Source organism: Burkholderia sp. WP9, from assembly GCF_900104795.1.
Taxonomy (GTDB): domain Bacteria; phylum Pseudomonadota; class Gammaproteobacteria; order Burkholderiales; family Burkholderiaceae; genus Paraburkholderia.
Genome location: NZ_FNTG01000001.1, coordinates 1,820,505 through 1,831,973 on the forward strand (window position 1 = coordinate 1,820,505; position 11,469 = coordinate 1,831,973).

The window sequence follows — 11,469 nt, forward strand, 5'->3', positions numbered from 1 at the left end:
CGTGGCAAAAAAAGTTCGGTTACGTCAGGCGCTGCGCGACTCAGGTTCGTCGTCGGTCAGAACGCCCGCGTCCTGCGCCGCATCGCGACGATCCAGAGGATCGCCGTGCGCCGCCTTGGTCGGGTTCGGCTCGGCGGCGTGCTCCGTACTGCGGAGTACGCCCGAGTCGTGCGCGGGTATTGCCGGATCGGTCTGGGAGACCGGATCGTGAGTCTGTGCGGACCCGGCGGTGCCGGTCTGCGGTGCAACGTTTTCCGCGTGCGCCGTTTCAGCATGATCCTGCGCGGCTGGCTCACCCATTGCGTCCGGATGCAAGCCGGATGCGGGTGCGATTTCCACTGCGCTGTCAGTCGCTTCGGCCGCCTGCGCTGCTTCCATCGGCTCAGCGTGCTGCTTTTGATGCAATTCAGCGAATCCGTCAGCGATTTCCGCTCCGGGCGCCTCGCCTGATGTTTCGAGCTGGTTGGCACCGGCATGGCTACCGGCGTCCGCGTCCGCCTCTACGGCATCGAACTGCGGCGCTTCGCCCACGGCCTTAGCAATAGCCTGAGGTTCACCACTAGCGGCCGAGTCGATAACCTCGCCCGCAGCGGCGCTTTCATCTACCACGCCGGAATCCACCGGCTCTCCGAGCGCGCCCTCTTCGCCCGACGCCAACGCTTGCGCGGCGTCGGCGTCAGCGAACTCGATCGCATGCTGGCCGAGCAGATCCGCGTTCAACTGCGCCGACGGGTCCGCGAGCGGCGGCAATTCGTCGAGCGCTTTCAGCCCGAGGTCGTCGAGAAACTGCCGTGTCGTCGCATACAGCGCGGGACGGCCCGGCACGTCACGATGACCGATCACTTCGATCCAGTTGCGGTCTTCGAGCTGCTTGACGACTTGCGTATTCACCGTGACGCCGCGAATTTCTTCGATATCGCCACGCGTGACCGGTTGCCGGTATGCAATGATCGCGAGCGTTTCGAGCACCGCGCGCGAATATTTCGGCGGTTTCTCAGGATGCAAGCGATCCAGATACGAACGCATTGCGGGCTTGCTTTGAAACCGCCAGCCCGACGCCAGCCCGACCAACTCCACACCGCGCCCAGACCAATCCTGCTTGAGGTCTTCGAGCAAATTCCGAACGGTGTCTGCCGACACGCCGTCGGCAAAGAGCTTGCGCAACTCGCCGAGCTTTAACGGCTCCTGCGCGCAGATCAAGGCAGTCTCGAGGACGATCTTCGCCTCTTGGGTATTCATGCAGCTAGGTCAGACCCTGTGGTCAAAGAACCGGATCAAACAGACGATGTGGAACTGAAGACGCGCTCGCCCGATTCTGATCGGTCATATTGATGGGAGCACGCACCGGGGGGAGGCGAAACAGACAATCGAACCAAACCCAGCCGGACGGAGCAGCGATATTCCTGAAAGGAATCGCGTGACTGAGCGCCATATTACGCAAAAACAATCAGTGCGTAAAGATGAAATCCCCCGCGCATTTTCCGGCCTCGCCTTGGCGGGCGTGCTTTAGTGAAAAAGCGGGCTTAATTGGACGGAAACCCGCTTTCTTCGGTTGTTCTTCTCCCGGTTTGCTCAATAGTGTTTTGCGCGGCCACCTTGCGGCAGGCGCTCAGCGGTCAGTCGTGTGGCTCGCGAGGAACCGCTTCAGGCGCTCGACGCCCGCGTCCAGCCGCGCCGTGTCGCAGGCATAGCACCAGCGGATGAAGCCCTCGCCCTGCGGGCCGAACGCGCTGCCCGGCGCCACGCCGAGCCCTACCTCACGCACCATTGCCTTGCATAGCTCCAGACTGCGCGAGGCACCCGGCATCGAGAAAAACAGGTACATCGCGCCGGGCGGCGCCTTGACGTCCACCCCCGGCACTGTGGAAAGCGCGCGCACCAGATGATCGCGCGACGCTTTCAGGTCCAGCACCAGTTCCTGCGTGAAGGCTTCGCCCTGCTCGATGGCCGCGATGCCGGCTTGCTGAACGAAGGCCGGCGCGCACGAGGTGTTGTACTCGACGAGCTTGCCCAAATCGTCCATCAACGAGGCGGGCGCGACGATCCAGCCGAGCCGCCAGCCCGTCATCAGCCATGCCTTGGAAAAGGAATTGACGCAGATTACGCGCTCGTCGCGGGTAGCCAGGTCGAGGAACGACGGCGCGGTGAGCGAGGGCGCGGCGTTGGCGTCCGCATAGTAGAGGCGCTCATAGACTTCGTCCGCCACGATCCAGATACCGTGGCGCCGGCAGTGCGCCAGCACCGCGCGCTGCTCGTCGCGACTCATCACCCAGCCGGTCGGATTGTTGGGCGAATTGATCAGCAACATCTTCGTGTCGGGCGTCAACGCCGCGAGCAGTTGCTCGAGGTCGAGCTGCCAGCCGCGTTCGCCGTAGCCCAGTGCGACGGTTTCGACGTGCGCGCCGAGAATCTTCGGAATCTCGACCAGATTCGGCCAGAGCGGCGTAACCGCGACGACGCGGTCGCCCGCGCCCACCACGAGCTGCGCAGCAAGCATCAACGCATTCACGCCCGCGCTCGTCACCGCGATGTGCTCCGGCGATGTCGCGCCGTGCAGCTTGCTGACGTAGCCCGCCAGCGCGGCGCGCAGCGGCGCGATGCCGAGATTGTGCGTGTAGAACGTCGCGCCCGCGGCGAGCGACGCGCTGGCCGCGTCGCGGATAAAGGCTGGCGTCACGCGGTCGGACTCGCCGAACCAGAACGGCAGCACGTCGTCGACGCCGAAACCGGCGTTGGCGACTTCGCGAATCTGCGAAGGACGCAGGGCGCGCACGGCGTCGCGCGCATTGGGGATAGCAGGGAAAGACGAATCCGTTTCGCTCATCGAGACTTCCAGACGGGTGGATAGCATGAATTGAAATGCAGCGGAGGCGACAGTTTAGCTTGGCGCTCCTTCTGGGGGCGGCGAGGCAGGCAGCGCCATCGTTACTAGCTCAAATCCTCCGCCCGCCCCGGCAATTGACGGATCAGCCCCCACACCGCCTCCGCAGCCGGCGAGAGCGAGCGGTCGCGCCGCCGCACCAGTTCGACCGTACGCTCGGCGCGCGGCACCAGCGGCCGGGCCACCAGCGAGGCGCCCGCCGGCAGCGGCAATGCCAGCCACGGCAGCACGCTCACGCCGACGCCCGCCTCCACCAGCCCAAAAACTGTCGCGGAATGCCCCAGCTCCTGCACCACCGTGGCGCTCACGCCATATTCCTGCATCACGGCGTCGATGATCGGCCGGCTGCCCGATGCGTAGTCGAGCATCACCAGTTGCTGGCCTTCCAGGTCCGTCCACGCGACCCGCTGCCGGGCGGCAAGAGGATGATCGTCGCGCGTGACGACGCAGAACGAATCCGTCATCAGCGATTCGCTAAGCAGATCGTCTGCGGCGAACGGGCCGATGATCACGCCGAAATCGACCTCGCCCGACTTGACCTTGCGGACCACGTCGCTCTGCACGTCGTCACGCAGGCCCAGTGCGACGTAGGGAAACTGCTGGCCGCAGGCGGCCACCACGCGCGGCATGAGCCGGCACGCCACCGTCGGGCTGGCGGCCACCACCACGCGCCCGCGGCGCTGTTCACCGATTTCGCGGATCTCGCGCAGCGCGTCGTCCAGATCCGAGAGCAGACGCGACACGCTCGACACCAGGTTGCCGCCGACATCCGTGAGTTGCACCTCGCGGGTCGTGCGATCGATCAGCTTGAGACCGATCTCGCCCTCCAGTTCGCGCACGCAGCGGCTGACCGCTGACTGCGTCAGGCCGATTTCATCGCCCGCCCGGCTGAAGCTTTGCAGACGGGCGACCTCAATGAAAACCCTTAGCTGCCGCAGCGTGACATTCATTTACCAACCTCATCAATTGCATCATTTGATGCGCATTGTAAGTCGAAAGTCAGCACCACAACTGGTTTTAGTCATTGCGCTGCAATGCAGCAATAAGGCGCAAACGCACGCTGGCCGGGCCTGATTGCACAAGATTGGTGATTGTCCCGATTTGCGAGATGGGTTTTTTGGATTCTTATACGCCCCTAGCTAGCGCCCGCGCTGGCCCGCTGTCATGGGGCTTTCAGGCGGTTGGACTCAACTTGGCACACTTCCTGCATTTACATGCACACAAGGGTCGGCGCCATGATTCTGACTGCATAGCAGACCGTGGCAAGCCCGACCCTCCTTGGCACTCGCCTATCGAGTGCATGGAGAGTGCGCGGCGCGGGGCAGCGCACCGGAGTTAGCTTCGCTGAGGTGAAACATGATGCTGTTCGACGATTTGAGAGACAACGAGTGGGCGCTGGTCGAGGCGTTGTTCTGTGCGGAGCCTGCACGGAGCGAACGGCGCGGTCGACCACGCGTGGAAGCGCGCGCGGTTGTCAACGCCGTGCTGTGGGTGCTGTCGACGGGCGAAGGCTGGTCCAAACTGCCGGGCCGCTATCCGTCGCCGCCGACTTGCCGCCGTCGCTTCGACGAGTGGCAAGCCGATGGTACGCTCGCCGAAATAGTTAAGCGACTCGGCACGAGCGGCCGTGAAATTTCGCTGCGCGGCCGTATCGGCGCAACCGCAGCCAAACCGCCGGCACCGCCGAGCCGTGACCGCCTGCGCGGCGCATTCTGGACCAATCCGGAATCGTGGCGCGCTCCGGTCAAGATGGCCTGACGCGAACTGTTTGACCGCCGGGCGCTTGCGGGCACCCGGCGTTTATCCGATCCAGGTCGACGCGCGCCGCTTGTCTGCGCTCGCCGCATCTGTCATGGGCACCGCTCCTCGGCGCGCCCAATGCAGTCGTCCCCTCCTGTACACCCAGCTGAGTGCGCGCTGCTTCAGATGTCTGAAGCAGCGCGATAGTTGCGGGTGAAACATCCATTTACTATTACTTACAGCGTGCTTTCGCGACTGCGCATATCTTATACGTATGCAAACAGGCCTTGAGTCGATCGGCTTGACGGGAGCTCAGCATGAAACCAATGTCACTGCTTCTGTGCGGCATTGTCGTTTCATCAATGGCCGCACCGGCGCCTGCTCAGCAGCGCCAACAGGCATGGAACTGGCGGCCGGATCGTCCGGCTACCCTCGAAGCCTGGCAACAAAGCGATACGCGTGGCCGCGACTTCACGCCACCGGCGCCGCGCGGAGACTTGCGTGGCGATATCGCCAGTAACGTGCGCACGCGGCCGGAGGCGCCGCGGCAGGATCCGACGCGCCGGCGTTAATTAGTCAGCGCTTGGTCAGCGGTAGGCAGCGTGAGGGCGGAAACGGTTCGCGAAAACGGTTCGTTATGTGCTCGCGCGCCAAATTGTGCTTTTAGTTAATTGGGGGAACCACCCCGCCGAATGGCAGTCTGATTTAACGCCATTAGCACAGCGTGGCAGTAGTAATTCCGGTACGCCCGTATCCTCGCGATACGGGCTTTTTTTTGCGCTTCTCGGGCGGATGCGAAATGTATGCGCGTACGGGCGCGCAAGACGCCCGACACGGCAGAGTGTGCTGTGCGATTACCCGCTAGAAGCCGGACGGACGCAGCAATGGGATCACCGCCAGCCGCGTCAAGCGGCTGGAAAGGTACGCCTGGCAGCCCGCCGGACTTATGGCCGGACTTCGAGCGCGGCAGTGGGCCGCGTGTCGGCTGTGGCGACGACGTAGTCGTTCATTCGCTGTGCGGTCCAACTGAGCAGGCGCTCGTCGTGTGCAAGCCGCGCGAATTCCGCTCTACCGCGCTCAGTCAGCACGGCAATGTCGACCGGTGCGTGGAAACCCGGAGCCGGTGCGACAGTGCGCTGCCGAACGGTGTCCATCAAGCCCAGTGCGCGAAGATATTGGAAGACGCCCGGTCTTCTGGCCCATGGGACCTGGCGATATTGCGCCCGCCGCAGCGCTTCAAGTACCGCTTCGTTGGAATACGTGGTCATCTCACTTCTTTCTTAAAGTGCAGCTATGACACATCCATGCCCAACACGTCACCGCGCCACCAGTGACGCGCTCGGCACCCGCCCTTGGCTGGAAGCTGGCTGCGATTGTCGCAGTCGAGTTCCGCCAGGTGCTGCCTGGTCTCGTTTTCGGAACCCCCGTCTGAACGGCATGTTAGCGTTCTGCCTACGAGCCGACGATGCAACCGCTGCGGCGCGATAGCAAGCCCATAGATTTGTCCCGAAAGACATACGTTACCCCATTTAAATTGATTCTATTCACTTTATTAGCGCTTTTTTTTGCAGCAATCGTGCTATGGAAGCGCGCCAGGCGCCCGCTCGCCGTCTGCACGGTTGCCCTGTTCTGGCTGCTTGCCGCCGGCTGGCTGACCGTGCCTTTGCTGCATCTGGCGCAACCGCGCTGGCAGACCGATACGCCCGCCCGGTTCGCGCCGCGCACCGCGATCATCATGCTCGGCGGCGGCACGACCTACGTGGACGACCACACGCTCGTGCCTCCGCGCGACGTGATCGCGCGCATCTCGGCGAGTGCCGAAAACTATGCCGCCTGCAAACGCGCGGCGGCCATATGCCGTGTGATAGTGAGCGGCGGCAATCCGCAGCGGCACCCCGCGACGGAAGCCGATACCTATTTGCCTTATCTGTTGCGTGAGCAGGTGCCGCGCGCGGATATCGTGCTGGAAAACAGGAGCCTCACTACCTATGAGAACGCGCGCAACGTATCCGCCATTCTGGAGGGCTCACGTTACGATTCGTTGATCCTCGTTACCTCCGCCTATCAGATGCCGCGCGCCCTGCTCGACTTCCACCGCTTCGGCCTCGCGCCACAACCGATGATCTCGAACGCGCGGCGCGCACGTCTTGGTGTACTGCCTCAGTATGACAATCTGGTGAGTGCGGAGATCGCGTTGCATGAGTTGATTGGCATCGCACAATTTCACGTCTATCGCGCAATCGGGTGGTTCTAGAATCCAGATGGCATTGAAAAGCCATTTATTTAGAAATGCGAAGGTTGTGGATCAGTGACGAAACATGATCGCGACTTATTCGCGAAGTCAGTCCGCATCGCGACCGCGCTCGGCGTAACAAGATGTAACGAATTGTCATCGCACTTACAAATCCGTCCGCTGGAGCGGATATTGCTGACTAGAATGCATTGTCTTTCCGTCTGGACAGGCAAGTACTCGGGTCCACAACCACTCTGCGGAGGTAGCAATGAAGAAAGTGTCCCTGGCGATCCTGGTTTCCCTCAGTGCCGTAACGGGCGCGGCTTATGCGCAGGACAACGGCGTCATGATGAGCACCGATCCGGCCAAGGCCGCCGACGTCGAGCAGCGCGCGCAAGATTTGCAAAACCGCCAGCAAGCAATGGAAAGCGCACCGGCCGCACCGATGAAACACCACAAGGGCGCCACGCATCACAAAAAGGCGCCCAAGGCCGACGCCGGCTCCTAAGCACCGTTCACCCGACTCACCCGCGGCCGCGCCGCGATGGTGAAAAGCCGAAGCCAGCATCGCCGGTTTCGGCTTTTTTGTTGTCTAATGGTTTGGCGAGTGGTCTTCCGAAAGGTCTGGCGGAAAACTTGCGAGCCTCGCAGCAGGCCGGCGCGCCGGCCAGCCCCGAACATGCCGCTTAAGCCCTGCGGCGCGCGCCTGACGGTGTGCTAAAGTCGCGCACCGACCGGCGCCCAGCCGGAATCCCTAACCCGTGCGCACCCTGGTGCGGAGGACAGCATGAGCAACATCCAGCTTGATATCGAATGGACTGAAGCAGCATCTCGCAAAATCGAAAAACTGATGCCGCGCGGCGGTCAGGAGGCGTTTCTGGCGCTGCCGCCCGTCGAGTGCCTGCCGATGGAAGGCGACGTTCTGTTTCTTGGACCGGATGGCAAGCAGCAGCCGTTCATCGTCGCGGAACGGCAATATCACCACGATGGCGATGCAGACTGGACCATCATCCTGATCCTCGACGTTCCGCAAGCCACGCATTGATCATCAGGTAGTCGTCAAACGGCGAGCGGGTTGCCGGCCGAACCGGCCCGGCAACCCGCTCGCCCTTATGCAACGTGTCCGCCCGTTCAGGCGATCTTCGACACGACGCGAATCTCAGCGTGCTCCACCCAATCCGCCACCGCTTTCCTGTAGGCCGCGATGTGCTCGGATTTCGCATGCGCTGCCAGTGCTTCCTGGCTTTCCCAACGCTCGACAAACACGAACCGGCGCGGCTCCTGCACGTCGCGGTGCAAGTCGTATTGAAGCGCTCCCTGCTCCTTGCGAGTCGGCCCGACCAGACCTTCGAGCGCCTGACGCAGTTGCTCTTCGTGCCCCGGCTTCGCCACCGAGATTGCGACCACCGCGATTTCCGACATGCCTAACCTCCGTTTCATTAAAAGCAGCAGCATACCGGGCGCCCACCAAACCTGCAGGACGCGGCTTCAAGGCGCCGGCTTCGCGGTCGATGCCTGCGCCCTGCTGACCCGATAACGCGCGCACGCATTCAAACGTCTAAGCCGCCCTCGCCTGGAGTTTGGCGGGTGTCCGCTCAGCGCCCTGTTACGCTCGATTTCATACATGCAAAAGATTGCGATGAAGGCAATCGGTTTTGCGCGCGGCGTATGGGCGCAAAACTCGCGCGGCGGGCCGGCGGCATCGTGCTGGATGGGCCTCGGGGAAAGGGTTTGCGGGGCGCCCGACATGTGCGCGAGTACGACCCCGCGTCTGTGATTACCCGCACATTCACGCGAATTGCAAACTGCTAGACTGGTTTTGACTAATCCGCCGGAGTCCAGCATGGCTGGCATTGCTCTCCGCGTTCCCGGGCTTTATCCGACCCGCCCTGCACACGTGGGGGCCGTGCCTCCGTTGCGCGCCGAATCGTCTGACGCGCCCCGTCACCCGCTTACCGCGATGCCGCCATGTCCGCACTCATGCCCGCCTTTATGCCATCCGTCAGCGAATTGACCCTGAGCGGCCTGCTCCCGCATCTGGTCCGGCACGAGTCCGGCTGGAGCGCGACGTGGCGCGCGCTGACTTTGCACAGCGTGTTCCAGCCGGTGCTCTCGGTCACGCACCAGCGCATCGTCGGTTATGAAGGACTGCTGCGCGCCTTCGATCCGGTCGGTTTGCCGGTCTCGCCAGAAGTGCTCTTCTCGGGCACCCGCTCGGCCGCCGACGCTCGTGAACTCGACCGTATCGCGCGCTGCCTGCATGTGGCGAACTTCATGGAGCAAGGCATCAGCACCGGGTGGCTGTTTCTGAATACGCGTCCACAGGTGTTCGAAACCGGCTGGCCGCAGCGCGCGTTCATCGACGAACTGTCGGCGCACTTCGGATTGCCTCAGGAGCGCATCGTGATCGAAGTGCTCGAGCAACCCGCCGACGACGAATCCGCCGTCGCCAGCATGCTCGCCGCCTCGCAGCCGCGCGACTTCCTGATCGCGATCGACGACTTCGGCACCGGCTTCTCGAACTTCGACCGCGTATGGCGCTTCCGCCCCGACATCGTCAAACTCGACCGTTCGCTGGTCGCGCGCGCCGGCAGGCGCGAAGGCGACGATTCGATGATCAGCCACCTGATCGCGATGCTTCATCAATCAGGCACGCTGGTACTGGCTGAAGGCGTCGAAACCGACGAAGAATTGATGATCCTGATGGAAGCCGATGTGGATTTCGTCCAGGGTTTCTGGCTCGGTCAGCCGAAGAGCTCCGTGCAGGCGGCGTGCGCCGGCGTGCCGGCGCTGATCGAATCGATGTGGAGCAAGTTCGCCGACTACGAGCGCGAGCATGCCGGCCACCAGCGGCTGGGTTTCGAGGGTTTCGCCGAAGCAGTGCTGGCCGCCGCCGAGACCTACAAAACCACCGGCGATCTGCGCCAGGCGGCGCAAAAGGTGTGGCATCTGCCGGAGGCCCGCCGCGTGTTCATCACCGACGGACAAGGCGAACAAACCCTGCCCTCGGTCACGGCCGCCTCTGTGCCGCCGCCTCCGCTGCGGCTCGCGCCGCTCTATACCGACACGCGCAGCAACTGGTCGCGGCGCGCCTACTTCAAGCACGCGCTCGCCGCGCCGGGGCGCGTCGCGATGATGGGTCCGCACTATTCGCTTGCCGACGGTCAGGACTGCTACACCGCCGCCCTTGCATTCGAGCGTGACGGCACGCATGTGCTTTGCGTCGACTTCGTGCCGAGCGCCACCCTCCCCGCCGTGCGCCCCGCGGGACGCGGCAGCAAGCGCTAATCGTCCACCCGCCCGCGGCCGGATTTGACCTCGCTGCGCTTGGCCTTGCTGTCGAGGCGCCGCAGGTTCGACGCGCGCGTCGGCCGGGTCGCCACGCGCTGCTTGCGCGTCACGCTGACGCTTTCGATCAGTTGATCGAGCCGCGCCAGCGCCGCCGCGCGGTTCATGTCCTGAGTCCGATGCTCCTGCGCCTTGATGATCACGACGCCGTCACGCGTGAGCCGGTGATCGGACAGCGCAAGCAGGCGCATTTTCAACACTTCCGGCAACGATGAAGCGCGCACGTCGAAGCGCAGGTGGATGGCGCTCGAGACTTTGTTGACGTTCTGGCCGCCCGCTCCTTGCGCGCGCACTGCAGTCAGTTCGATTTCGTTCGACGGGATCGGATAGCGGGATGTCATGACACGAGATTGGGCTGGGAGACATGAGTGTACACAGTGCGCCCGAACGCCGATTATCGGCTATCGGGCGCGGCGGCCGATGCGAAAAACTATTTGCATCCGCACCGCCGCGTCATCGATACTGCGTTTTTCGCTTACGGCGTAAATTAACATGAAGCTTCGTCCGGCTTTTGTGCTCGAACTGGCCGTCAACTTTCTGTTGCCATGGCTCGCCTACCGTCTCGCGTTGCCGCATCTGGGCGAGACCGGCGCGTTGATCGCGTCCGCCGTGCCGCCGATCGTCTGGAGCCTGGCTGAACTCGTGCGGTTTAGGCGCGTCGACGCGCTGAGCGTGATGGTGGTGGCCGGCATCGCGCTCTCGGTCGCGGCAATGGCGCTCGGCGGCAGTCCGCGCATGCTGCTGTTGCGCGAGTCGCTCGTATCCGGCGCGGTCGGCGTGGTGTTTCTGCTCTCGCTGCCCATGCGCCGTCCGCTGATCTTCTATCTCGCACGCGCCACCGTTGCCCGCGAAATGGAGGGCGGCGCCGCGCGCTTCGAAGCGCTGTGGCAGGAGCGGCCCGCGCTGGTCGCCGCGATCCGTCTGATGACGCTGGTGTGGGGCGTCGGCCTGACCGGCGAAACGGCGCTGCGTGCGTGGATGGCGCTCACCTGGCCGATCGAGCGCTTTCTGGTCGTTTCGCCGTTCATCGGCTACGGGATCTATGGCGGGCTGACGCTGTGGACGCTGTGGTATCGGAAGACCATGCGCGGGCGGGTCGACGCGCGCGTGCAATCGGGTGGCGCGCCTAGTTGAGGGCGTTCCACGCGCAATGCGCGGGGCTGCCGTTCTGCCGTTCTGCCGTTCTGCCGTTCTGCCGTTCTGCCGTTCTGCCGTTCTGCCGTTCTGCCGTTCTGCCGTTCTGCCGTTCTGCCGTTCAATGTTGGCA

Annotated in this window: 12 protein-coding genes and 1 pseudogene; 7 read left to right on the forward strand and 6 right to left on the reverse strand. The window is 63.5% G+C overall.

What is annotated here, in order from left to right:
• Positions 1–24: 24 nt before the first annotated feature.
• The 3 genes from scpB to BLW71_RS08200 all read right to left on the reverse strand — a co-directional run bounded on the left by scpB (position 25) and on the right by BLW71_RS08200 (position 3,831).
• Positions 25–1,239, reverse strand: a complete 1,215-nt coding sequence (gene scpB, locus BLW71_RS08190) for an SMC-Scp complex subunit ScpB (protein ID WP_091794910.1) — start codon at positions 1,237–1,239, stop codon at positions 25–27.
• A 370-nt stretch (positions 1,240–1,609) separates the two neighbouring features.
• Positions 1,610–2,824, reverse strand: a complete 1,215-nt coding sequence (locus BLW71_RS08195) for a pyridoxal phosphate-dependent aminotransferase (protein ID WP_091794913.1) — start codon at positions 2,822–2,824, stop codon at positions 1,610–1,612.
• A gap of 104 nt (positions 2,825–2,928) precedes the next feature.
• Positions 2,929–3,831 (reverse strand): LysR family transcriptional regulator, encoded by a 903-nt coding sequence (locus tag BLW71_RS08200; RefSeq protein WP_091794916.1) that lies wholly within the window; start codon positions 3,829–3,831, stop codon positions 2,929–2,931.
• 409 nt (positions 3,832–4,240) lie between these two features.
• On the opposite strand from BLW71_RS08200, the pseudogene BLW71_RS08205 reads away from it, so the two are divergent.
• Together BLW71_RS08205 and BLW71_RS08210 are read left to right on the forward strand one after the other, a co-directional pair.
• Positions 4,241–4,636, forward strand: a pseudogene (locus BLW71_RS08205) (transposase); the annotation flags it as partial.
• 302 nt (positions 4,637–4,938) lie between these two features.
• Positions 4,939–5,193, forward strand: a complete 255-nt coding sequence (locus BLW71_RS08210) for a hypothetical protein (protein ID WP_091794919.1) — start codon at positions 4,939–4,941, stop codon at positions 5,191–5,193.
• A gap of 372 nt (positions 5,194–5,565) precedes the next feature.
• Here the strand turns inward: BLW71_RS08210 and BLW71_RS08215 are convergent, their stop codons facing one another.
• The gene (locus tag BLW71_RS08215) at positions 5,566–5,889 is read right to left on the reverse strand and encodes a hypothetical protein (RefSeq protein ID WP_091794922.1); all 324 of its coding nucleotides are present in this window, start codon (positions 5,887–5,889) and stop codon (positions 5,566–5,568) included.
• A 266-nt stretch (positions 5,890–6,155) separates the two neighbouring features.
• Between BLW71_RS08215 and BLW71_RS08220 the strand changes: the two genes are divergently transcribed.
• From BLW71_RS08220 to BLW71_RS08230, 3 genes are all read left to right on the forward strand, one after another.
• Positions 6,156–6,875, forward strand: a complete 720-nt coding sequence (locus tag BLW71_RS08220) for a YdcF family protein (RefSeq protein ID WP_286161947.1) — start codon at positions 6,156–6,158, stop codon at positions 6,873–6,875.
• A 247-nt stretch (positions 6,876–7,122) separates the two neighbouring features.
• On the forward strand, positions 7,123–7,362 hold the full coding sequence (locus BLW71_RS08225; RefSeq protein WP_091794928.1) for a hypothetical protein: 240 nt from the start codon (positions 7,123–7,125) through the stop codon (positions 7,360–7,362).
• Positions 7,363–7,641: 279 nt separating this feature from the next.
• Positions 7,642–7,899 carry a hypothetical protein gene (locus BLW71_RS08230; RefSeq protein WP_007182306.1) on the forward strand — a complete coding sequence of 86 codons (258 nt, stop codon included), beginning with the start codon at positions 7,642–7,644 and terminating at the stop codon, positions 7,897–7,899.
• 86 nt (positions 7,900–7,985) lie between these two features.
• On the opposite strand, the gene BLW71_RS08235 is transcribed toward BLW71_RS08230, so the two are convergent.
• The gene (locus BLW71_RS08235) at positions 7,986–8,276 is read right to left on the reverse strand and encodes a putative quinol monooxygenase (RefSeq protein ID WP_091794931.1); all 291 of its coding nucleotides are present in this window, start codon (positions 8,274–8,276) and stop codon (positions 7,986–7,988) included.
• A gap of 546 nt (positions 8,277–8,822) precedes the next feature.
• On the opposite strand from BLW71_RS08235, the gene BLW71_RS08240 reads away from it, so the two are divergent.
• Positions 8,823–10,142 (forward strand): EAL domain-containing protein, encoded by a 1,320-nt coding sequence (locus BLW71_RS08240; RefSeq protein ID WP_286161948.1) that lies wholly within the window; start codon positions 8,823–8,825, stop codon positions 10,140–10,142.
• Here the strand turns inward: BLW71_RS08240 and arfB are convergent.
• Complete coding sequence (gene arfB / locus BLW71_RS08245; RefSeq protein WP_091794934.1) at positions 10,139–10,543, reverse strand: alternative ribosome rescue aminoacyl-tRNA hydrolase ArfB; 405 nt, start codon at positions 10,541–10,543, stop codon at positions 10,139–10,141. The genes BLW71_RS08240 and arfB overlap by 4 nt on opposite strands.
• Positions 10,544–10,694: 151 nt before the next feature.
• Here arfB and BLW71_RS08250 point away from each other — a divergent pair, with 151 nt between their 5' ends.
• Entirely contained in the window at positions 10,695–11,336 is a 642-nt protein-coding gene (locus BLW71_RS08250) for a VC0807 family protein (RefSeq protein ID WP_091794937.1), read from the forward strand.
• The last annotated feature ends 133 nt before the right edge of the window (positions 11,337–11,469 follow it).